Genomic DNA, 24,036 nt, shown 5'->3' on the forward strand with positions numbered 1-24,036 from the left:
TAATCTAAAACTTCCAAATAGCATAGAGCTGAATGTGATCGTGAGGCGTGTTGTAGTAATAAATATACCTAGCGCCAACACTTGGGCCAATTCTGGCACCACCAATATTGAAGCCTGCAAATGCACCTGCTTGAAAATCATTAAATTGATTTTTGCTTTCTGAAGTTTCCGAGATATCTTTAGATTCATCTCGAATTCTGATATCTTCTCCTTCATAAATCAGGTAATGTTCTGCTTCTGTTTTGTTTTCAATTTTTTGAGATAAATTCATTTTAAGTTCAACCCCAGCACCAACAGCTAAAAAGTTGTTGATATTATAGCGATAGGAAGCGGGAACGAGATGAATGCCGAAGTTTTTAATATCATTTTCTTCTTCATAAAGAAAAAGGCTAGAAGCATTTGTGGCAGCATCTCCTCTTTTTAGTTGTTCATAATTTTTGAATTCATCAAAAGACTCAGCAGTTAACATCAATTCAGCTTGAAAATATCCTCTGTAAGATTTGAAAGGAGAAATTGTTGCGCCTACAAAATACGAACTGTGATTGTCCAAATCTGGCGACAGAATTGTTCCTGCTTTTGCACCGATTGAAATTCCTGGAATAAAACGAGTGGTTGCTGTGTTGGTAATTATAGGCTCGTTTTTATCAAATATAATGGCTGTTTTACTTTTTGTTTTTTGCTTGTGAAAATCATCTTTCAGCTTGATTGTGTATTTGACAAAGCCTTTTGTTGAATCAACATCGGCAACGTTTTTTTGTTGACTTCCTGGCAAATAAATATTTTTAAAAGTAAAAATAGCTTGTTGCTCAGTTCTTGTGGTATCAATACAGCTGTAGCGAACTTCAGTTTCATCGGGACATGTTGGGCATTCAGGATATTGATCAATAATTTTGATGGTTGACATATCAAACATATCTGGAATATCAGTTTTTAATTGAACTGTGCTTGCTGGTCCGTCACCGTTATTTTGAAACTGAATTTTAAATTTAAAAGTCTTAAACCTGACTAATCTATAATTCATCACAGTTGCGTTACTCGACATTTTATTGGGGTCGTGAGAATTGACGATTTCCATTTCTAAATCTTTCACTTTATGATTTTCATAATTTGAATCTGGCACATAAATACTTCTGACGCTAATAATGGCGCTTGTGTCTTTCAGCATTTCTGGTTTTGTACGTAAAGTGAAAAAGATGTTTCGCTCTTCACTTGGTTGCAAATTTTCAAATTCAATACTTTGACTATTGTTGTATTTTTCGTCAGCTTCCATTAAGCTGAGCTGTAAATCTTTTTTTTCGGTTGTATCTTGAGAAGTGATCTTTAAATCTTGAAGACTTTTTTTATGAGAAGCTAACCATGTATGTTCAGAAGAAACTTCTTGATGAGTAGCATAAATAGGTTTTTCATCACTTATTTTTTCACCGTGATAAGATCGTGTCTCTTCAATTTCAAAGTTATCAGCTTTATATTTTTTCTCGTTGTAGAAGAAGTAAAGTTTACCATTCGTCACATATTGTTTTAAGTTTTTATAACTCATCACAACAACGATTTCTTCATCAGGAATAGGATCTCTGTTTTTTCTCAGTTGAATATCTTCAGTCATGAAAGCTCTGTCTTCAGCATCATCTGGCGTGCTTTTTACAGAAACTGATTCAGGTCTGGTTGTTGGTGTTTTGCCATTATCATAGTGGTTTGTCGCCCATAAACGAACTTCATAATCACCTTTCTTTTTGTAGCTGTGCTTGGGTTCTTTTTCTGTACTAAAGTTTCCATCGCCAAACTCCCAATAATAAGTGTAGTAAGCTTGTGGAGCGCCAGCCTTTTGATAAAGAGGCGGTGTATCGGCTTTAAATAAAAGGGAATCTCCCTGAGAGTTAAATTGAATTTTTGCTTCACGACTAAGTGTGTCAACTTGAGTTTGTTGTGCAAAACTAAAGTTGGAGATCAATAAGCAAATAAAAGGTATAATTGCATTTTTCATGAAGATATAATTATAAAATTCTTAAAAATAATAAAATGCGGTGAATAAATCACCGCATCTATTAAAATTCATGCTTCCGGAAAAAAGATTGATTTTCTTCATGAAGCCTTATTAAAATGGCTATTCAATTTTTAGTTATTAAGCTTGATGAAGAAAGATTTCAAATTGATTGGTTTATTATTATTGAAACACTACCAAATCTTATTTCTTTTAAACATGCATTGAGGATAAAGTGCTTTGCCAATTTCATTTTAAATAAGGAATAGACGGAAAAAAACAACAACATTACTTTATAAAGATTTCTATAACTTGTTTATCAGTCTATTGACAAAGCTATACACAACAAATTGTGTTTCATTAACCTTTAGTTATGATGAAGTGCTAAAGGTTTTTTGGTTATTCATGTTAAGGTAAAGCTTCAATTTCTGCTTCAAGTTCATTTAATGAACCAGTTGTCGTATCATTGATATCTACAACGTAAAGATCATTGGCTTGAACTGTCACACCTTGGATTGCATAGCGGTAATCGCCATTATCTTCTGTGATAAATATGATATGCATTTCTAAACCGATTGGGATTTGACCATAATGCTCAGAAAAAATATTGGCTTGATCATCAAAAACATCTAATTTAGCTAGCAAGTTAGGTTCGCCATCATATGATAAATAAACAGCACTATTTTCAAAATCAAAACCAGCAGGAACTTGAACCTGTAAAGTTGTTTTAGGTCTAGGATCTCCCCAGAATCTATCAACATTCGTCCAACCAAAATCTCCAAAATTGACATAATAGGCATCTACATCAGGGAAAACACCTTCTTGTTCTCCTGCTCCACCATCTGGATCGTTTTCATTCCATTCAAGATCTCCATTTTCATTCATAACGCCTGTCCAAAGTGTCATATCGTTTTTAATACCATTTGTTAAATCAGCTGGGACGTTTAAACTTGAAGAACAATCCATATCTAGAGGCTCTCCATTTTGGTAAGCTTGTACAAAAAATTGTCCGCCAGTTTGTAAAGCGGCTTTATCACCATTTGGTTTCACACCCATTAATGGTTTGTTTGAAGTTGCCATAGAAGCACGTTCGTAGAATTCAATAAATTCTAAATCAACTTCACCAGTCACCATATCACCGTTTAATGTTAAACAGTTAGCAGGAATGTATAAACTTGTCCCTGCGTCACTCGTAAATGAAATCCCGTCTTCAGCATCAAATTGAGCGTTTTGTGTTATTGAAGCTAAACTATTATCGAATAACTGATCCATCGCCGCAGCAGTTGGAACGTGATATTCTGGCCCTCCTGGTTGAGGTGAAATGTCGTCGTCATCACTACAGCTAAATAAAAATAAGGCTGCTAGCGCAAGTGTTAAATAAGTTTTCATCGTTTTCATAATTTTTGAATTTAATTGTTCACCCTTACATCAACTTAAAGTCAGAAGTGTTACCCTATAATTTTAAATTTTTTACATTTACTTTTTATAATTTGTATAATGAGCGTACAAAAAACACATCCTGATCAAAAATACATAGAAGGTTTAAAGCGAGACAACTCCTTTATTATCAGAGAAATCTATGATAAATTTGCACCTAAAGTCATTCATTTTATTTGTCAAAATAATGGTGATGAAGCAAAAGCAAAAGATGTTATTCAAGAAGTTCTACTTGTCATTTATGACCAAGCTTGCATTAAAGACCTAAAATTAACCTGCCCTTTTGATGCTTATTTTTTCTTGTTATGTAAAAGAAGATGGTATAATAAATTGAAAAAGAAAAAGCTAGATACGGTAACAATTAAAGAAGAGATTGTATCTGAACATGAAGGAGCCAATCATTTAGAGTTTGAAACAAGTCTTTTTGAAGATCAACAAGAGCTTTTTAAAAGTATGTTTGGAAAATTAGGAAAAGCTTGTCAGGACTTATTGAAGAAATCATTTGAAATAGATTCCATGAAAAAAGTCGCTGAGCAACTTGATATTTCTTATGCTTATGCTAGAAAAAAGAAATCTTTATGCATAGGCCAACTGACTGAAATGATTCAGAAATCTCCTCGTTATAAAAATTTAAAATCGTAAAAATGGAAGAGCAGGCATACATTTTAATGGAGAGTTATTTGGCTGGAGATTTATCAGTTGATGAGAAAAAGGATTTTGAAGAAAGATTAAAAACCGATTCAGATTTTAAAGAAGCATTTGAAAATTATCAAAACGTTTCTCATCAACTTGAGCATAAATTTAAAAAGCATTCGGAAAGAGAAGCTGTCAAAAAATCAATTGATCGAGTTGCTGATTCTTATTTTGAAAAGAAATCTTCAAATGAAAATAATCAAACCAAAAAATCAAGTTTTAAACCATGGCGAATAGGCGTGGCAGCGATGATTTTAATTCTTGTTGGAATTTACGCTTACCAAGAATTTTCAACGCCAGTTTACAGTGATTATAATCAATACGCAACTATAAGTTTTCAGAGTAGAGGAGAAGAAAATAAAAATTTAAAAGAAGCTGAAGAAGCTTTCAACTCTCATCAATTTGCTGAAGCTGCATCTTATTTTGAAACTTTGGTTAAAGAAAATGATAATATTGAATACAAGCTCTATTGGGCAATTTCTTTAGTTGAAACCGATGAGTTTGAAAAAGCAGATCAACTTTATCTTGATATTTTAAAAAGCGAAAGCGTTTTTGTTAATGAAGCTTTATGGTTCGGTGCATTGAGCAAACTAAAACAGGAAAATAATAAAGCAACTTCACAATTACTGAGTCAGATTCCTGAAGAAAGTGATAGATACGAAGAAGCTCAAAAGCTTTATAAAAAACTGAATTAGATTTATAGAACTAAAACTTTTTTAAACCTGATGTTGAATTTTATTTCAATATCAGGTTTTTGCTTTTTATAAGTGCAATTCTTTGATATCTGTTATATTTGTTGTCAAATTTAATGACAGGTGAGGAACAAAGGGTTTGGAAAAGATATAGAAATCTTTAAACTTTTATTTGAAGGTATTTCTGAAGGCGTGATCGTTGTTAATAAAACCAAAAACATTGTTGAGGTCAACACATCTGCTTGCGACATGTTCGGCTATTCTTATGATGAATTGGTTGGACAACATCTAGATATATTGATACCTACGCAATTTCATCATGCTCATAAAGAATACACCGATCAATATTTAGACACGCCAAAACGCCGACAAATGGGAATTGGTAAAGAGCTTTACGGTGTAACCAAAGATGGACATGAATTTCCTGTTGAAGTTGGCTTGAATCCTTTTAAACTTAAAGGCGAAAATTTTGTCATGTCGTTGGTGACGGATATCACTATTCGAAAGGAAAGTGAGGTTGTTATTGAAAAACTCAACGAAGAACTTGAAAAGAAAATTCAACTCCGGACAGAGGAATTAGAACGCACAATTAAGAAGCTGACAGACTTGAATGCAGCTCTTGAAATTGAGATTAACAAAAGGAAAATTGCTGAAGCAAAAACCAAAGATGCGCTCCAAAAAGAACGTGAATTGAGCGATTTGAAAACTAAATTTTTATCTCTGGTTTCTCATGAGTTTAAAACACCTTTAAGCGGAATTTTGACATCAACCACATTAATTGGGAAGTATCAAAAAACCGATCAGCAAGATAAGAGAGAGAAACATCTCAAAACCATAAAAAATAAAGTACATTATTTAACGGGAATTCTGAATGACTTCCTGTCTGTTGAACGCCTAGAGACAGGCAAAGTTTCTTATAACTATGAAGAATTTAGCTTGGTTAATCTTGTTAACGAAATAATTTATGGTGCAAATATTACTTTAAAAGAAGGACAGAATTTACATTATCCCAAAGACCTTGATGACACCATTTTAAGGCAAGACAAGAAAGTTATTGAGTTGGTTTTTGCAAATTTATTAGGAAATGCCATTAAATATTCACCAGACCATACAGATATTTATTTTAAAGTTGACACATCTGACAATAAAATTATAAAATTTGAAATTCAAGATCAAGGCATGGGAATTCCCGCTAAAGATCAGAAGCATATTTTTGAGCGTTATTTTCGGGCTGAAAACGCTTTACTTAATCAAGGAACAGGAATAGGTTTAAATATTGTCAAAGATCACCTTGAAAATCTCAATGGAAAAATTAAATTTGAAAGCAAAGAAAATATAGGAACGATTTTTTTTATAGAAATACCAAAGAGACATGAGTAAGAAAGTGCTTTTAATTGAAGACGATCAAACTGTAAGAGAAAATACAGCCGAAATTTTGGAATTATCTGATTACGATGTCGAAACTGCGGCAAATGGAGAACTAGGAATTCAAAGTGCGATTCAGTTTCAGCCAGATATCATTGTATGCGACATTATGATGCCAAAATTAGATGGCTACGATGTTCTGAAGGCATTATCTCAACATCCAAAAACTAAGCGACTTCCTTTTATATTTCTATCTGCAAAAACCGATCGCAATGACGTCCGCAGAGGAATGAATCTTGGCGCAGATGATTATTTAACAAAGCCTTTTGAAGAAGACGATTTGATACATGCGATTGAAAGCAGAATTGCAAAAACTAAAATATTACAAGAGCGAGAAATTGAAGAAGTTGAAGACTCTAATCAACTTCAGTCTTTTGAGGCCTTGAAAGAAATTATTAAAGATTTTGAAATTCAAGTTTACGATCAAAATGAAATGATTTATGAAGCTGGACAAACAGCTAATCGTGTTTTTTTAATTGAAAGAGGTGTTGTGAAAACACATCAAATCGATCAAAACGGGAAAGAGTTAACCACAGCTCTTTTTCGAGATGATAACTTTTTTGGGCAGTTAAGCTTTACTAAAACTTCAAACTATGTTGATAATGCAACTGCTATGGAAAAAACAAAGCTTTATGAAATTTCTATAGATGATTTCAGGAAGTTTTTTAATAAAAATCCACAAGTTATGTTTGAGTTCATTGATAATCTTGGCGATTCTTTAAATGAAACAAAATCTCAACTTGTAGAGATGGCTTATAGTTCTGTCCGTAAAAAAACAGCCCAAACGGTATTGGTTTTTGCTGAGCGCTTAAAGAAAAACAAGTTGAATCAAATTCGTATTTCTAGAGCAGACCTTGCTGCTGTTGCTGGAATAGCATCGGAAAGTTTAATTAGGACTTTATCTGATTTTAAAAAAAGAGGAATCATCCAAGTTGAGGGAAGAAATATAAAAATTCTTGATTTTGAGGCTTTAAAGAATATTTCCTAAACATGATTTTTATCATAAAAAACTAGCACTCCACCAGATACATTTGCACTTAGACTTAAGTGATATGAATGTATTGGTACTAACAGATTTTTCGGAAAACGCCGAGCATATTTTAAAATATGCTGGGACAGTTTTGCATGATCGCGACGTGCATTTTACACTTTTGAACATTCAGTTGCCATGTTCAGTTTTTGATTGTGGCGGAGAATGTAAAGATTTGGTTAAGCCAAAATTTGAGAAAAATCTAAAGACAATCAAGCCATTTTTAGATGAAAAACATACGATTGAACCTTTATTTTTAGAAGGGCAATACATTGACTCAATTCGTGAAACTGTTGAATCTCTCAAAATTGATTTGATTATTTTAGGCAATAGCCATTCTTATCAAACTTCAAATGCTTCTGAACTTGATAAAAAAACCTTTGATATTATCACAAAGATCAAATGTCATGTTTTGTTGGTTTCAAAATACAGTCAAATAAAAATTCCTAGAAAGTTTGTACTGCCAACAGATTTTTCAATATCAGTTGATCATAAATTGTTTTCAATCATCAAGCAGATTTATTCAGTTGATCTTAGTGAATTAACGGTTCTCTCTCTTTCAAAATCAGAAAAAATGTCTGAAAGACAATACTTGACGAAGGAACGCATTAATAGAATTGTTTCTAACTTAGATTTTGAAAGTATTAAAAATATCAGTGCAAATAATGATAATTTTCAAACTGAGAGAATATTTGATTCAAGTATCATTTTTGCCAGAAACCTCAGTGTTTTCAACCGAATTTTTTCAGCCTCTCACCAAACTGCACAACTTATAAGCGATAAACATTTACCAATGTTGTTTTTACATGGTTGATTTCATAAGATTTTATATCTTTAAAAACTCAATCTAACCAATGAAAAAAACATCAAAATTTCTTTTTTCAATGCTTATTATTCTAGGCGTTTATGTAGCTGCTATTTTTATTGCAGAATATTTCATAGAAAAGAAAGTCAATGCGGAGTATGATTTAGAGTATAGTCAATTTAACTTGTCATTATCGACGAGTCTTAAAGTTAAAGATTTACATTTTATTCAAGATGGAATCGACTTAAAAGCTGAGAAACTAAGGGTGGACCTTGGTTTGTGGTCAACTTTGCTGTCAGATAAAACGGTGATTGATCAAGCTGATTTATACAATGCGAAGCTTAATTATACTATTCCTCAGGAAAAGGAGCCAAAAAATTCAGATTCAAAATCTTCTAAAATTGAACTGAATCATGTTTCTTTAGAAGAATTTAATGCTATTGTTTTAAAAGGAAAAGATACAATTGCCAAAATTGCAAACGTTAACCTTGAACTGACAAATCCTTTAAATGAAAATCTCGATACTTCGAATATCGATTTTTTCAAGATGGATGAATTGCATTTTCGTTTAGATAAAATTCAAGATTTATCTGTTTACAATTTTGATTATGCTAATGATGGTTTTGATATCGATTCGCTTTCTATTGATTCAGATTACACAAAGGAAAATTACATAAGTCAGCTTTCTAAAGAAAAGGATTTGATCACGATGAAGAGTTATGGTTTGCATTTCAATAATTTTTCATTTAATGTCACTTCTAAAAAATTGAATCAAATTGCTTTTAAAAATATCGCTATAGATTCAAGTCAAACGCTAATTTATCGTGATAAAACGATTGCTGATGACAAGTCTATCAAGAAAACTTACGGTCAAAAACTTCAAAACCTAGATTTTGATTTATCAATTGACAAGATTTCCGTTGATGATTCTCAATTAACTTATTCTGAAAAATTAAATCAAAAGAAAACCAGTCAGATTGTTCTCAAGGATTTAAATGTTAAGCTTAACAACTTCCATAATCTTGAAAATAAATCAGATCAACACATGAAATTAATTGGCTCCTTTTCTTTAAGTCCAGATTCAGAGCTTGATGTTGGTATTGATTACAATCAATTTGCCGATGTAGAAACTTTTCAGTTAGATTTAAATGCAAAAAACATCAACACAAAAGCTTTAAATCAAATTATGAAACCAACCATGAATTTTGGTATGGAAGGCTATTTTGAAATGATTAAGGCTAAAATGATTTCAAACAACAATGCACAGGGTATTTTCAATCTCACAGCTAAAGATATTGAGTTAACAATGTATTCAGACTCTGGCCGTGAGAAGAAAATTATGTCATTTATGGCAAATAAACTTCTTAACAATAATATTTCAGAAGAAGTAGAAATTGAAAAAGTTGAGCGTAATCCAACAAAATCCATGTGGAATTTTATTTGGAATTACATTAAATCTGGCCTGACAAAAATATTGCTTTAAATTTTAAAGGTGATCACAGGCCGTTGCGCATGGTTAACGATGTTCTCAGAGAGACTGCCATTAAAGAAATGCGAAATGCCTTTTCGACCATGAGTTCCTATACCGATTAAATCGGCGTTGATTTTGTTAGCATAATTTCTGATGCCGTTCTCAATAGATTTATCAGAGTACACTTCAAAATTAAATGAGTCACGGTCAATTCCTTTCGTAAATTTCTCTAAACGCTCCTCAATAAACGCATTTGTTCTAAATGAATGCGGTGTATTAATGTAAACCAAGTTCAATTTTGAATCCAAAATTTTAGCCAAATTAACTGCCTCAATAAAAGTTTTATATTGAGATTCTTTTAAGCTTGAAGAGAAGACCATTTCTTGTGTTGAAAAAATAGGAATATCATCTTTAATAACTAGCACCGGAACATTAGAATGTCTAACAACTTTTTCTGTGTTTGAGCCTATAAATACCTCTTGCAAGCCTGAAACACTGCTAGACCCCATCACAATGAGTTCACATCCATGTTTATTAGTGATTTCCATAATTCCTTCAAAAGCTTGATTGAATTCAACAGTTTCATGAACTACTAATCCATCCAGCTCTTTTTGGTACTTCTCAAATGTTTCTGTGAACCTTTTGTGAGCTAACTTCATAAAAAAAAGAGATTCAGGTAAATCTCTAGCAACACCTTCATTAAGTGGGTCAATTAACTCTAAGGGAAGGTCTAGTAAATGTAAAAGATGAATCTCGCTGTTGTACTTACGTGCGATTTGAGCACTAACTTTTAATGCGTTTAAGGATTGTTCCGAAAAATCAGTCGGAACAAGAATTTTTTTTATAGCCATTGTCTATTATTTATAGTTATGAAGAACATTAAAGCTACAATTTTTTTGGAAATTTCATTTGTTTTTCTATTTAAAAAATAATTGTATCTTTGCAACAGCAAAAATTGAATGATGAGGGGACAACAGTCCCCTCTTTTTATACAGATATGGCAATAGAAAAAGAACTTGTTTTAGAATTGATTGACAAAGCTTTAGAGACTCATGATCACCTTTATGTTGTTGACTTAGAGATTCTTCAGGGAAGTCAAATTCAATTGACCATTGATGGTGATAAGGATGTTTCTATACAGGATTGTATCAATTTAAGCCGTGCGATTGAGCATAACTTAGATCGTGAAGAAGAAGATTTTTCTTTAGATGTTGCTTCAGCAGGAGCAACATCTCCAATAAAAATTCCGCGTCAATACCGAAAAAACTTAAATCGTAAGTTAGAAGTGTTGACAAGTGAAGATGAAGAAATTAAGGCAGACTTGATTGAAGTGACTGATAATTCGATAAAATTACAGTGGAAGCAGCGAGAGCCAAAACCAGTGGGTAAAGGAAAAAGAACAGTGCAGAAAGAAAAAGAACTTCTTTTTGATCAAATTAAAAAAGCAAAAGTGATGATAAATTTTAACAAAAAGTGATATGGAAAATATCGATTTAATCAACTCGTTTTCTGAGTTTAAAGACGATAAATTAATAGATAGAGTTACCTTAATGGCCATTCTTGAAGATGTGTTTAGAAACGCATTAAAAAAGAAATTTGGTGATGATGATAACTTTGATATTATTATAAATCCAGACAAAGGCGACCTTGAGATATGGAGAAACCGAGTTGTTGTTAACGATGGCGAGGTTGAGGATGAAAACAAGGAGATTTCACTTTCTGAAGCACGTAAAATCGAACCGGATTTTGAGGTTGATGAAGATGTTTCTGAAGAAGTTAAGCTTTTTCAATTAGGAAGACGTGCGATTTTAGCATTGCGACAAAACCTAATTTCAAAAATTAATGAACACGATAGTACAAATACATATAAGCACTTTAAAGATTTAATTGGCGAAATTTATTCTGCTGAAGTTCATCACGTGAGAAGACACGTTGTCATTTTACTTGATGACGAAGGTAACGAACTTGTGATTCCTAAAGAACACCAAATTCAAGGTGATTTTTACAGAAAAGGAGATAGCGTTAGAGGCGTTATTGAGCAAGTTGAGCTTAAAGGAAACAAGCCGATTATTATTTTGTCAAGAACATCACCTCAATTTTTGGAAAAATTATTTGAACAAGAAATTCCAGAAGTTTTTGATGGCTTAATCAATGTCAAGGCAGCTGTAAGAGTTCCTGGCGAAAAAGCTAAAGTCGCTGTTGATACTTATGATGACAGAATTGATCCAGTTGGTGCTTGTGTTGGTATGAAGGGTTCACGTATTCACGGGATTGTTCGTGAATTAGGGAATGAAAATATTGATGTGATCAATTACACAACAAACCCACGTTTATATATCCAACGTGCTTTAAGTCCTGCAAAAATCGTTGACATGAAAATTGACGAAGATAAAATGCATGCTGAAGTCACTTTAAAACCAGAAGAAGTTTCAAGAGCAATCGGTAGAGGCGGACATAATATTCGTTTAGCTTGTCAAATAACAGGTTACGAAATTGAAGTCTTTAGAGATGATGTACAGGATGAAGATGTTGAATTATCTGAGTTCTCTGATGAAATTGAAGACTGGGTTATTAAAGAATTTTCTAGAATCGGTTTAGATACTGCAAAAAGTATTTTAGAGCTTGAAATTGAAGATTTGTTAAGACGTACTGATTTAGAAGAAGAGACAATTCTAAACGTAAGAAAAATTTTAGAAGAAGAGTTTGAAGAATAATAATATTAGACTCATCTTTGTTGAATATTTAAAATAGAATTATTTAGAGGCAATTTATGGCTGAAAAAAAACAAAAAAGGTTAAATAAAGTATTAAAAGAATTCAATATATCGCTAGATAGAGCGGTTGAATATTTGGGCTCTGAAGGATACGAAATTGAGGCTAGACCAACAACGAAAATTTCTCACGAAGTTTACGAGGTCTTATTTGACAAGTTTGAAACAGATAAGTCAAAGCGTGCTGCCTCTAAAGAAGCGAGTGAAGAGCGCAAGCGTGAAAAAGAAGAAATTCGAAAAGCACGTGAAAAAGAATTGCTGAAAAAGAAAGAAGAAGAAGCAAAGCGTGAAGCCGAAACTAAAAAGCGTCAAGAAGAAGCTTTAAAGGAAAAGCAGCAGAAGGAAGAAAAGGAAAAAGAGGAGAAAGAAAAAGCTGCCAAGGAAGAAGCTGAAGCGAAGCAAAAAGAGGAAGAGAAACAAAAATCTGACTCTGAGTCTTCAAAATCAAAACTTTCTGGACCTAAGTATGTTGGTAAAATTGACCTTGAAGAAAAAGGTAAAAAGCCAAAAAGTAAAAAGCCTAATCAAAAATCTGACTCTAAAGACAAGCCTAAGTCTGAATCTAAGCAGAAAAATCAAGAGTCTCCAAAAGCTTCTAAAGCCTCAGAAGCAAAGGAAACAGATAAAGATTCTAAAGCTGAAGAGAAAACAGAAGAAGAAGTTAAGCACGAAACGCAATACACAAAATTAAAAGGTCCTAACTTTACGGGTCAAAAAATTGATCTTGATAAGTTCAAAAAACCAGCTAAAAAGAAGGATGATAATAAAGACAACAAAGGTTCTAAAAAACGCAAACGTAAGCGTATAAATAAACCTGGTCAATCATCTCAACAAAACTCTAAATTTAGAGATAAAAAAGGTGCAGGTAAGGGTCGCAAGAAAAAATCTGTTGTTAAAGAAGAGCCTACAGAAGCTGAAGTACAAAAGCAAATTAGAGAAACGCTTGAAAAACTTCAAGGGAAATCCTCTAAAGGGAAAGGTTCTAAGTACAGAAAAGATAAACGTCAACAACACCGTCAGAAAACACAAGAAGAGTCTGATCAATTAGAGAAAGACAGCAAAATCTTGAAGGTAACTGAGTTTGTTACTGTTTCAGAAGTTGCTACAATGATGGATGTGCCAGCGACTAAAGTGATTTCAGCTTGTATGTCATTGGGTATGATGGTAACCATGAATCAAAGACTAGATGCAGAAACATTAAGTGTTGTTGCTGAAGAGTTTGGTTACGAAGTTGAATTTGTTTCAGCTGAAATCGAAGATCCAATTGAAGAAGTTGAGGTTGATGATCCATCTAAAATGGTTGATCGTGCACCTATCGTTACTGTTATGGGACACGTTGATCACGGTAAAACATCTCTTCTTGATTACGTTCGTAAAGAAAATGTAATTGCAGGAGAAAGTGGAGGCATCACTCAGCACATCGGTGCATATGGTGTTGAACTTGATAATGGTCAAAAAATCGCATTTCTTGATACACCTGGTCACGAAGCCTTTACGGCAATGCGTGCAAGAGGTGCTCAAGTCACTGACGTTGCTATTATTGTAATTGCTGCTGATGATGATGTCATGCCGCAAACTAAAGAGGCAATTTCTCATGCTCAAGCAGCTGGAGTGCCAATTGTTTTTGCAATTAACAAGGTTGACTTACCAACAGCTAACGTTGAAAAAGTTAAAGAATCTTTAGCAAACATGAATTTGCTGGTTGAAGATTGGGGCGGTAAAGTACAGTCTCAAGATATCTCAGCTAAAAAAGGAACTGGTGTTAAAGAATTACTTGAAAAAGTACTTCTTGAAGCTGAAATCTTAGAATTGAAAGCTAACCCAGATCGTAACGCAAAAGGAACTGTTGTTGAAGCTTACCTTGATAAAGGTCGTGGTTATGTTTCTACAATTCTTGTTCAATCTGGAACATTAAAAGTTGGAGATTACGTTCTCGCAGGAACAACAAGTGGTAAAATAAAAGCGCTTCATGATGAGCGTGGTAATAAAGTTAATGAAGCTGGTCCTTCTACGCCTGTATCTATTCTTGGTTTAGATGGTGCGCCGCAAGCTGGTGATACTTTCCAAGTGATGAACGATGAACGTGAAGCAAAAGATATCGCTTCTAAACGTACACAGTTACAACGTGAACAGTCAGTTCGTACACAAAAGCATGTTACGCTTGATGAAATTGGGCGTCGTATTGCTTTAGGTGACTTTAAAGAATTAAATATTATTCTTAAAGCTGATGTTGATGGTTCTGTTGAAGCATTAACTGACAGTTTGCAGAAATTATCAACTGAAGAAATTCAAGTTAATATTATTCATAAAGGTGTTGGAGCAATCACGGAAAGTGATGTTTTACTTGCCTCTGCGTCAGACGCGGTCATAATCGGCTTTAATGTGAGACCTGCAGGTAATGCAAGAACACTAGCTGATAAGGAAGAAATCGATATCAGATCTTACTCAATTATCTATGATGCAATTAACGACATCAAAGATGCGATGGAAGGTATGCTTTCTCCAAAATTGAAAGAAGAAATTACAGGTACTGCTGAAGTGAGAGAAACTTTCAAAATTTCTAAAATTGGTACGATTGCAGGTTGTATGGTAACTTCTGGTAAAATTTACAGAAATTCTGGCATCAGACTTATCCGTGACGGAATTGTGATTTATACAGGAACACTAGCTTCTTTAAAACGCTTTAAAGATGATGTTAAAGAAGTTTCTAAAGGTTACGATTGTGGTATCCAAATCAAGAATTATAACGACCTGAAAAATGATGATATCATTGAAGCTTACCAAGAGGTAGAAGTCAAGAAGAAATTAAAATAAGTAAAGAATAAATTCATTAAAAAGAGCTATCTTTAAAGGTAGCTTTTTTTATTTCAAAATTTAAACGCCATCGAAAATAATCAAAAACATAAAGCCGGATTTGTCAACATAATTGGTAATCCAAATGTTGGAAAATCAACATTGATGAATGCTTTTATTGGTGAGAAATTATCAATTATCACGAATAAAGCTCAAACAACACGACACAGAATTTTAGGAATTTTAAGTGGAGACGATTTTCAAATGATTTTAAGCGATACACCTGGTATTATAAAACCAGCTTATACACTTCAAGAATCAATGATGAATTTTGTGAAGTCAGCTTTTCAAGATGCTGATGTTTTGGTTTACCTTGTTGAAGCTGGCGAGAAAGCCTTGAAGGATGAAGATTTCTTTCAAAAATTAAAAAATACTGATATTCCTATTTTATTGCTACTCAACAAAATTGATTTAAAAGATCAAGAGTTTGTTGAAGAGCAAATTTCTTATTGGCAAGAAGAATTACCTAATGCTGAAATTTATGCTATCTCAGCTCTTAATAAATTTGGTGTTGACTCAGTTTTGCATCGTTTGGTGGAATTACTGCCTGAGTCTCCAGCTTTTTATCCTAAAGACCAAATGACGGATAAACCTGAACGTTTCTTTGTGAATGAAAAAATCAGAGAGAAAATTCTGATTCACTATAAAAAAGAAATTCCTTATAGTGTAGAAGTAGAAACAGAAGAATTTATCGAGGATAAAAACATCATTCGCATACGAAGCTTAATTATGGTCGAGCGTGAATCTCAGCGCGGTATTATTATCGGTCATCAAGGTAAAGGTGTTAAACGCGTCGGAACTGAAGCAAGAAAAGATTTGGAAAAGTTTTTCGACAAGAAAATACATCTTGAACTTTATGTGAAAGTCAATAAAAACTGGCGTAATAATGCACAACAGCTCAAGCGTTTTGGTTATGACGACTAATGAACAATGATTTTATAAATTTCAAAAAGCTCTTTTGTTTGTTCTTTACCTCTTAGTCGATTTTGTCTCGCAAAAATATAAAGGCCAATCCATAATAAACTGATAGTTGCCATCAAACTATAAACAACAGCATTGCTGTTGCCTAAACTGTAATTTGTGTAAAACCACATCAGTAAAGCGATAAAAACAATGGCTAGGAAAAAATGAAAGAACATAAACATCGTCCATAAGTTTGGATCAGGGCCAAATGTCCCTTTAATAATAGGTTTTTCTTTTTCTTCCTTAATATATTCAAGATGTAATTGAGGCGAATAAAGCTTACGATGTTTTTTTGTGAATGATATCCAGACATGCTGATCTCCAGACAATTTCAATTGAAATTTATCTGAAATTTTTTGATGCGCTTTTTTAACCTCTTCCTTAAAAAGAGATTGTGACATTTCTGTTTCTGTTGAAAAACGAATCTTAAGCTGCGCTTGTTCATTGAGTTTGTTAAAATCTGGATGATTGACCATTCAATTATGTTTGAATTTCTAAAAATATCTAAAAATTTGGATTTATCAAGTGAGATTCTTTTTTTTAGTCAAATTACAATTTTATAAAAATGCATTAAAAGGCATTTCTAAAAAATAAACACCTAAATTTGCAAAATATTTAAAACTGAAAAATGAGTATTGTAGCTGTTGTAGGCCGACCAAATGTCGGGAAATCTACTTTTTTTAACCGTTTAATCAAACGTCGTGAAGCCATAGTTGATGCTGTGAGTGGTGTGACGCGAGACCGTCATTACGGAAAGTCTGACTGGAACGGAAAAGAGTTCACCTTAATTGATACAGGTGGCTACGTTAAAGGAAGTGATGATATTTTTGAACACGAAATTGATAAACAAGTTGAGCTTGCTATTGATGAATCTGACGTCATTATTTTTGTGGTCGATGTGTCGACTGGTATTACGCCGATGGATGATGAAGTCGCCAAGCTTTTACGAAAGCATAACAAACCCGTCTGTATTGCGGTTAACAAAGTTGACTCCAATAAAGCAAGACAAGATGCTGTTGAATTTTATAACCTCGGTCTAGGAGATTATCATTGTATTTCAGCAATTAATGGTAGTGGAACTGGTGAGCTCTTAGATGAAGTCGTTGAAAAATTGCCAGAAACCAGTGTTGATGATTTTGATGATTTACCAAAGTTTGCTGTTGTTGGTCGACCAAATGCTGGGAAATCTTCTTTTATCAATGCTTTAATTGGTGAGGAAAGATACATTGTAACTGATGTTGCAGGGACAACGCGTGATTCTATTGATACGCGTTATAATAGGTTTGGTTTCGATTTTAAACTTGTAGATACCGCTGGAATTCGTCGTAAAGCTAAAGTCAAAGAAGATCTTGAATTTTACTCAGTCATGCGTAGTGTTCGCGCCATTGAAAACTCTGATGTTTGTCTTCTCATCCTTGATGCAACGAGAGGTTTTGATAGCCAAGTTCAAAACATATTTTGGCTAGCTGAAAAGAATAGAAAGGGAGTTGTTATCCTTGTTAATAAATGGGATTTAGTTGAAAAAGAGACGAATACCATTAAAGAGTTTAAAGATTTTATTAAAGAGAAAATCTCTCCTTTTACTGATGTGCCAATCGTCTTTATTTCTGTTTTGAATAAACAACGAATCTTTAAAGCAATAGAAACAGCTGTTGAGGTTTATAAAGCAAGAAGTAAACGTGTTAAAACACGAGAATTGAACGATGTTTTACTACCGATTATTCAGAATAATCCACCGCCTGCTTTTAAAGGGAAATATGTGAAAATTAAGTTTATCACGCAGTTGCCAACACCGCAACCGCAATTTGCTTTTTTCTGTAACTTACCTCAGTATGTGAAGGATCCTTATAAACGTTTCTTAGAAAATAAATTGCGAGAACATTTTGATTTTAATGGCGTACCGATTTCGGTTTATATGCGTAAGAAATAAAATCAAACGATTATTAAAAAAAAGAGCTGCAATTTTTTATAAATTGCAGCTCTTTTTTTGCTTTTAATCAACTTAGGATTTACCAGCTTCCACTAGCGCCTCCGCCGCCAAAACCGCCTCCGCCGAAGCCGCCACTAAAGCCACCTCCGCCAAAACCGCCGCCTGATGATCCGCCGAAGCTTCCACCACCAAAGCCACCAGATCTTCCTAAACTGCTTAATACAAGAATATCAAATAAGTCTGGTCCGCCTTTACGAGTTCCTGAACCACCGCCAGAACCACCATTCTTGCTACGACTTTTGATAATGATAATGACAATTAATATGATAAATGGAAATATCAAAAATGACCAACGTACATCACCATATTCTGCTTGATGCGCTTGTGCATCAAACTTTCCATTTAAAAGTTGGATGATGGCATCCGTTCCTTTATCTAAACCTTCATAATAATTTGCTTTCCTGAATTCAGGTAATATGATCTGATTTATAATTGCTGATGAATTCATGTCGGTTAAAAAAGGCTCAAGACCATATCCGTTTTGAATACTGATTTGCTGATCTCTTTTTGACATCAAAATAATCATGCCATTATCTTTACCTTCCTGACCAATTTTCCATTTGTGAGCCCATTCAGCAGCTAATAAATTTATTTCTTCACCCTTTAGACTATTGACACTTACAAATACAATTTGCGTCGATGTGCTGTCAGCGTAAGTTTCAAGTTTTTTGCGAAGTTGCATCACTTGAGCTTCTTTCATGATTTCAGCGTAATCGTAAATAGCTTTTTGTTTTTTAGGAACTTCAGGAATGTCGTACTGCGCAAATCCTGAAAAACTAAATAGTAAAAATAAAAGGCTTAAAAAGTATGTGTTTAAACTAATTCTCATAAACTTTATTTTGAAATATCGTCTGATAATTCGTTGATGTCGTCAGATTGATAAGGGAAATTCTCTTTCAGTTCTTCGCCTGCTTTGATAATGCCTTCAACTAGACCTTGCTTGTATTTTTCTTCTTTAAAGTGAGAAATGACAATGTCTTTTGTTGCATCCCAAAAATTGTTTTCAACAGCATCGTTGATTCCTTTATCTCCACAAATAACGAACTGATGATCTTCTAAAGCGACGTAAAATAAAACACCGTTTTGAAGTTCTGTCTTATGCATTTCTAATTTTTCAAAGATTTGTAGAGCACGATCAAAAGCATCATCTTCAGGACATTTGTTTTCTATATGAACTCTTATTTCTCCTGATGTATTTTTTTCAGCTTGTTTAATAGCGTTGATGATTTCTTTTTCATCTTGCTTTGAGATGTGCTGTGTAATGTCTGACATATATTAATTATTTATCAAAATTAAACTCTACTTCTTTTGCATTCTCTGAGCCTTCATCAGCTTGGTATCTCGTCATTTCTTCAAAATCAAACCAACCTGCAAATATGCTATTCGGGAAAATTTTTATATGCTTGTTATAGGTCCCTACATTCTCATTGAAACGATTTCTAGCGATATTAATTCTGTTTTCAGTCCCTTCTAATTGATTCTGTAAATTCAAGAAATTCTGATTAGATTTTAAGTCAGGGTAACGCTCAACACTTACTAATAACCTTGATAAAGCTGAAGTTAAACCGCCTTGAGCTTGGCTAAATTCTTGTATTTGCTGCGCATTTAAATTCCCTGCATCAACATTGACCGATGTTGCTTTTGCTCTGGCTTCAATAACTTCTGTTAAAGTGCTGCGTTCAAAATCTGCTGACCCTTGAACAGTTTTAACAAGGTTGCCGATAAGATCATTTCGGCGTTGGTAAGAGCTTTCTACATTGCTCCAACTTGTTTTCGCATCTTCTTGTAAGGTGACAGCTGTGTTGTTAAAGCCTTTGACCCAACTGTACATGCCGAATCCGACAATAACAATAATAATCAGTGGTATAAGCCATTTTTTCATGAGTGTTTTTGTTTTAGAGATTGTTTTTAATTGCGATTAATTCTTCTTTAATATTTTTTAATTTTCTAATGATTTCAAACTTAGAAAGTGTTTCACTTTTGGTTTCTCTTAAATGTGTTTTCGCACCTTCAAGTGTAAAACCACGTTCTTTGACTAAATGATAAATCAGTTCTAATTTCTTAATGTCTTCTTGAGAAAACTTTCTATTTCCTTTAGCGTTTTTCTTGGGTTTGATTTCATCAAATTCTTTTTCCCAAAATCGAATTAATGAAGTGTTGACATCAAAAGCTTCAGCAACTTCGCCTATTGAGTAATAAAGTTTATGTCGTAAACCTGTTTTCATTAATCCAATGATTGATTTTCTAGAGAAGACAAGTTAAACATAATATCGTATTCCTCAGGTGTTAAATCAGCGTGATAAAAGTTAATCGGATTCATCACCCGACCATCTTTATGAACTTCATAATGTAAGTGAGGACCAGTGGAAACGCCTGTGCTTCCCACGTAACCAATAATGTCACCACGCTTAACTTTTTGGCCTTTTTTAACGTTAAATTTGTTCATGTGTGCGTAATAAGTCTCATAACCAAAACCATGGTCTAAAATGACAAGGTTCCCATATCCAGGTGTTAATCTAACCTTTTTCACAACAGCATTCCCAGTTGCATAAATTTCGGTTCCACGCGGTGCAGAAAAATCCATACCGTTATGCATTCTTCGATATTTATAGATTGGATGTACACGCATGCCATAACCAGAAGCTGTTCTTTTAAGATCCTTGTTATTTATTGGTTGAATAGCAGGAATCGATGCTAAAAGTTCTTCTTTGTTTTTTGCTAATTTGGCAATATCATCTAAGGATTCAGATTGAATTGAAATGCGTTTAGATAGAATATCAATTTTTCGTGTTGTTGATTTAATCAACTCAGAATTTTGGTAACCTTCTAGCATTTCATAACGGTTAACACCACCGAAACCAGATTGTCTTTGTTCTTCAGAAATCGGATTAGACTCAAAATATACACGATAAATTTTATTGTCTCTTTCTTCTATGTTTTCTAAAACACCAACTAAGTTTCCAACTCTTTTATTTAAAATGTCATATTGAAGTTGCAAATTCGTCAACTCACGTTTATATTTTCGCTCTTTAGGTGTTTCAATACCTGGAATGTTTAAATAGAGCAGAAGCAACAAAGCGCTGGTTCCCAGAATACCAACTGAAAAAGCTAAAATAATAGCGATTTTTCGACTTCTCTTGCGTTCAATTTTTCTGTACGAAAGAGTTTCGCTATCATAATAATATTTTACTTTACGCATCCCTTAAATTTAGTACTTTTGCACAAAAGTGTACAAAAATAAACATTGCATTGTACAAATATAAGTTAAAACATCACTAAGTCAAACAACACTCAGTATTAAGCCTTATGAAATCACAAGAACTACGCTCGAAATTTCTTTCTTTTTTTGAATCAAAACAACATCAGATTGTCCCTTCTGCACCAATGGTGATGAAAAATGATCCGACTTTGTTGTTTACCAATGCAGGAATGAACCAGTTTAAGGAATATTTCTTAGGAAATGCAAACCCAAAGCATACGCGTCTTACAGATAGTCAGAAATGTTTACGTGTCAGCGGAAAACATAATGATTTAGAGGAAGTAGGAAAAGATACTTATCACCATACCATGTTCGAAATGCTAGGGAATTGGAGTATTGGTGATTATTTTAAGGATGAAGCTATTGCCTGGGCGTGGGAGTTTTTTGTTGATATTCTTAAAATAGATAAAGACAATCTATATGTCACAATCTTTGAAGGCGATAAAAATGACGGACTTGAGAAAGATCAAGAAGCTTATGATTTATGGAAAAGACATATTTCAGAAGATAGAATTCTTTTAGGTAACAAAAAAGATAATTTCTGGGAAATGGGAGATCAAGGTCCTTGTGGTCCTGCTTCAGAAATACATATTGACATCCGTAGTGATGAGGAAAAGGCTAAAGTTAGCGGTAAAGATCTTGTTAATGAAGATCACCCGCAAGTTGTTGAAGTGTGGAACTTGGTTTTTATGCAGTATAACCGAATGGCAAACGGTAGCTTAAAAGACTTACCTGCAAAACACATTGATACAGGAATGGGTTTTGAGCGCTTGGCGATGGTAATGCAAGGCAAGCAATCAAACTATGATACGGATGTTTTTATGCCAATTATTAAAGAAATTGAAACAATCACAAACTCAGTTTATGGTCCTTCAGAAGAAGTAGATATCGCTATCCGTGTGATTGCTGATCATTTACGCGCTGTAAGTTTTGCAATTGCAGATGGTCAATTGCCAAGTAATAATGGTGCTGGTTATGTGATTAGACGTATTCTGCGTCGTGCAATTCGTTACGGATTTACGTTTTTAAACATTAAAGAACCTTTTATCTATAAGCTTGTCAATGTTTTAAGCGATCAAATGGGAGAGGCCTTTCCTGAGCTTAAAAAGCAAAGTCAGCTTTGTGAAAATGTGATTAAAGAAGAAGAGAATTCTTTTATGAAAACACTAGAGCAAGGTTTAAGTTTATTAGAACAAATGATCGAAAGCACAAAAGGTCAAGAAATGTCAGGCAAGAAAGCTTTTGAGCTGTATGACACATTTGGTTTTCCGATTGATTTAACTGCGCTGATTTTGGAAGAAAAAGGCATGTCGCTTAACCATAAAGAATTTGAAGTTGAGCTCCAAAAACAAAAAGACCGCTCGCGTTCTGCAGCAGAAGCTTCAACTGAAGATTGGGTCGTTTTAAGAGAAGATGATGTTGAAGAATTTATCGGCTATGATCATCTTGAAACGGATGTTAAAATCACAAAATATAGAAAGGTTAAAAGCAAAAAAGACGGTGAACTTTTTCAGCTTGTTTTTAACTTAACACCTTTTTATCCTGAAGGAGGTGGACAAATTGGTGACAAAGGTTATCTTGAAGAAAGCAACGGAAATGTTGTCCATATTATTGATACCAAAAAAGAAAATAACCTGATTATCCATTTGACTAAAAATTTACCTCAAAATATCGAAGGCGTTTTTAAAGCAATTGTGAATGAAGATCTAAGGAATAAAGCAGCTGCAAACCATACAGCAACGCACTTGTTACATCAGGCATTAAGAAGGATTCTTGGAGATCACGTTGAACAAAAAGGCTCTTTGGTTCACGATCAGTATCTGAGATTTGATTTCGCTCATTTTGGAAAAGTGACTGAAGATGAATTAAAAGAAATTGAGAAGTTTGTTAATGCGCGTATTTATGAGCAAATCAACTTAGATGAAAGGAGAAACGTGCCGTTTGATGATGCTATCAAAGAAGGTGCAACAGCTTTATTTGGAGAAAAATATGGCGACACTGTTCGAATGATTCAGTTTGGAGAATCTGTCGAACTTTGTGGCGGAACGCATGTGAGCAATACTTCAGATATTTGGCATTTTAAAATTTTATCAGAAAGTGCTGTGGCGTCTGGAATCAGACGTATTGAAGCTATAACGAGAGACGCTGCAAAAGATTATTTTACAGAAAAAACACAGCAATTTGATGCTATTAAAAAACTGTTGAACAACGCTAAAGATCCTGAGAAATCTGTCAAAGATTTACAAGCAGAAAATAATAAGTTGAAAAAACAAATCGATCAACTTTTAAGTGAGAAAGCAGGAAATATAAAAGGCGATTTAAAAGCGAAAATCAAGGAAGTCAACGGAATTCATTTCCTTGCTGAAAAAGTTGATTTAGATGCCAATGCTATTAAAGATGTTGCTTTTCAACTTGGTGGAGAGGTTGAGAATTTATTTCTCGTCTTGGCTTCTGATCAAAAAGGGAAAGCTTTGATGTCGTGCTATATTTCTAAAGATTTAGTCAAAGAAAAAGAACTCAATGCTGGACAAATTATCCGTGATTTGGGTAAATATATACAAGGTGGCGGTGGTGGTCAGCCATTCTTCGCAACGGCTGGTGGAAAAAATCCTGAAGGAATTGCACAAGCATTAGCTGAAGCAGAAAAATATATGACAAGCTGATTTTTAA

The 24,036-nt window shown here is 33.7% G+C and carries 21 protein-coding genes; 12 read left to right on the forward strand and 9 right to left on the reverse strand.

Annotation, left to right across the window (positions count from 1 at the left end; genetic code table 11):
• Positions 1-4: 4 nt before the first annotated feature.
• Both CAP47_RS07360 and CAP47_RS07365 read right to left on the reverse strand, forming a co-directional pair.
• On the reverse strand, positions 5-1,981 hold the full coding sequence (locus CAP47_RS07360; protein WP_100776035.1) for a PKD domain-containing protein: 1,977 nt from the start codon (positions 1,979-1,981) through the stop codon (positions 5-7).
• 405 nt (positions 1,982-2,386) lie between these two features.
• Positions 2,387-3,376, reverse strand: a complete 990-nt coding sequence (locus CAP47_RS07365) for a hypothetical protein (protein WP_100776036.1) — start codon at positions 3,374-3,376, stop codon at positions 2,387-2,389.
• A 99-nt stretch (positions 3,377-3,475) separates the two neighbouring features.
• On the opposite strand from CAP47_RS07365, the gene CAP47_RS07370 reads away from it, so the two are divergent.
• The 6 genes from CAP47_RS07370 (at position 3,476) to CAP47_RS07395 (ending at position 9,543) form a co-directional block, all read left to right on the forward strand.
• Positions 3,476-4,057: an RNA polymerase sigma factor gene (locus tag CAP47_RS07370; RefSeq protein ID WP_100776037.1), complete on the forward strand. Its 582-nt coding sequence runs from the start codon at positions 3,476-3,478 to the stop codon at positions 4,055-4,057.
• A 2-nt stretch (positions 4,058-4,059) separates the two neighbouring features.
• Positions 4,060-4,803 (forward strand): tetratricopeptide repeat protein, encoded by a 744-nt coding sequence (locus CAP47_RS07375; RefSeq protein ID WP_100776038.1) that lies wholly within the window; start codon positions 4,060-4,062, stop codon positions 4,801-4,803.
• 120 nt (positions 4,804-4,923) lie between these two features.
• Entirely contained in the window at positions 4,924-6,180 is a 1,257-nt protein-coding gene (locus tag CAP47_RS07380) for a PAS domain-containing sensor histidine kinase (RefSeq protein ID WP_100776039.1), read from the forward strand.
• On the forward strand, positions 6,173-7,213 hold the full coding sequence (locus CAP47_RS07385) for a response regulator (protein WP_100776040.1): 1,041 nt from the start codon (positions 6,173-6,175) through the stop codon (positions 7,211-7,213). Before CAP47_RS07380 ends, CAP47_RS07385 begins: the two co-directional genes overlap by 8 nt.
• Before the next feature lie 64 nt (positions 7,214-7,277).
• Positions 7,278-8,069, forward strand: a complete 792-nt coding sequence (locus CAP47_RS07390; RefSeq protein WP_100776041.1) for a universal stress protein — start codon at positions 7,278-7,280, stop codon at positions 8,067-8,069.
• Between the two features lie 40 nt (positions 8,070-8,109).
• The gene (locus CAP47_RS07395; RefSeq protein ID WP_100776042.1) at positions 8,110-9,543 is read left to right on the forward strand and encodes a DUF748 domain-containing protein; all 1,434 of its coding nucleotides are present in this window, start codon (positions 8,110-8,112) and stop codon (positions 9,541-9,543) included.
• On the opposite strand, the gene CAP47_RS07400 is transcribed toward CAP47_RS07395, so the two are convergent.
• Positions 9,540-10,382 carry a universal stress protein gene (locus CAP47_RS07400; RefSeq protein ID WP_317042698.1) on the reverse strand — a complete coding sequence of 281 codons (843 nt, stop codon included), beginning with the start codon at positions 10,380-10,382 and terminating at the stop codon, positions 9,540-9,542. The genes CAP47_RS07395 and CAP47_RS07400 overlap by 4 nt on opposite strands.
• Before the next feature lie 146 nt (positions 10,383-10,528).
• Between CAP47_RS07400 and rimP the strand changes: the two genes are divergently transcribed.
• From rimP to era, 4 genes are all read left to right on the forward strand, one after another.
• Positions 10,529-11,008, forward strand: a complete 480-nt coding sequence (gene rimP / locus CAP47_RS07405; protein ID WP_100776112.1) for a ribosome assembly cofactor RimP — start codon at positions 10,529-10,531, stop codon at positions 11,006-11,008.
• 1 nt (position 11,009) lies between these two features.
• Entirely contained in the window at positions 11,010-12,245 is a 1,236-nt protein-coding gene (gene nusA, locus CAP47_RS07410) for a transcription termination factor NusA (RefSeq protein ID WP_100776043.1), read from the forward strand.
• Between the two features lie 56 nt (positions 12,246-12,301).
• Complete coding sequence (gene infB / locus CAP47_RS07415) at positions 12,302-15,115, forward strand: translation initiation factor IF-2 (protein ID WP_100776044.1); 2,814 nt, start codon at positions 12,302-12,304, stop codon at positions 15,113-15,115.
• A 69-nt stretch (positions 15,116-15,184) separates the two neighbouring features.
• The gene (era, locus tag CAP47_RS07420) at positions 15,185-16,078 is read left to right on the forward strand and encodes a GTPase Era (protein WP_093243716.1); all 894 of its coding nucleotides are present in this window, start codon (positions 15,185-15,187) and stop codon (positions 16,076-16,078) included.
• On the opposite strand, the gene CAP47_RS07425 is transcribed toward era, so the two are convergent.
• A complete protein-coding gene (locus CAP47_RS07425; RefSeq protein WP_100776045.1) occupies positions 16,075-16,593 on the reverse strand; it encodes a hypothetical protein in 519 nt (172 codons plus the stop codon). The two genes, era and CAP47_RS07425, sit on opposite strands and share 4 nt — an antisense overlap.
• Before the next feature lie 152 nt (positions 16,594-16,745).
• On the opposite strand from CAP47_RS07425, the gene der reads away from it, so the two are divergent.
• Positions 16,746-18,047 (forward strand): ribosome biogenesis GTPase Der, encoded by a 1,302-nt coding sequence (gene der / locus CAP47_RS07430; protein ID WP_100776046.1) that lies wholly within the window; start codon positions 16,746-16,748, stop codon positions 18,045-18,047.
• 79 nt (positions 18,048-18,126) lie between these two features.
• Here the strand turns inward: der and CAP47_RS07435 are convergent, their stop codons facing one another.
• Genes CAP47_RS07435 through CAP47_RS07455 form a run of 5 tightly spaced genes read right to left on the reverse strand, consistent with a single transcriptional unit; the run spans position 18,127 to position 21,306 of the window.
• The gene (locus CAP47_RS07435; protein WP_100776047.1) at positions 18,127-18,936 is read right to left on the reverse strand and encodes a TPM domain-containing protein; all 810 of its coding nucleotides are present in this window, start codon (positions 18,934-18,936) and stop codon (positions 18,127-18,129) included.
• Positions 18,937-18,941: 5 nt separating this feature from the next.
• Positions 18,942-19,379, reverse strand: coding sequence for a TPM domain-containing protein (locus CAP47_RS07440; protein WP_100776048.1), 438 nt, complete (start codon positions 19,377-19,379; stop codon positions 18,942-18,944).
• Between the two features lie 7 nt (positions 19,380-19,386).
• Complete coding sequence (locus tag CAP47_RS07445; protein WP_100776049.1) at positions 19,387-19,989, reverse strand: LemA family protein; 603 nt, start codon at positions 19,987-19,989, stop codon at positions 19,387-19,389.
• Positions 19,990-20,002: 13 nt separating this feature from the next.
• Positions 20,003-20,332, reverse strand: coding sequence for a MerR family transcriptional regulator (locus CAP47_RS07450; RefSeq protein WP_100776050.1), 330 nt, complete (start codon positions 20,330-20,332; stop codon positions 20,003-20,005).
• The gene (locus CAP47_RS07455) at positions 20,332-21,306 is read right to left on the reverse strand and encodes a M23 family metallopeptidase (protein WP_100776051.1); all 975 of its coding nucleotides are present in this window, start codon (positions 21,304-21,306) and stop codon (positions 20,332-20,334) included. Before CAP47_RS07455 ends, CAP47_RS07450 begins: the two co-directional genes overlap by 1 nt.
• 107 nt (positions 21,307-21,413) lie before the next feature.
• Between CAP47_RS07455 and alaS the strand changes: the two genes are divergently transcribed.
• Complete coding sequence (gene alaS, locus CAP47_RS07460) at positions 21,414-24,029, forward strand: alanine--tRNA ligase (RefSeq protein WP_100776052.1); 2,616 nt, start codon at positions 21,414-21,416, stop codon at positions 24,027-24,029.
• Positions 24,030-24,036: the final 7 nt, after the last annotated feature.

The organism is Psychroflexus sp. S27 (genome assembly GCF_002810405.1).
GTDB classification, from domain to species: Bacteria; Bacteroidota; Bacteroidia; order Flavobacteriales; family Flavobacteriaceae; genus Psychroflexus; species Psychroflexus halocasei_A.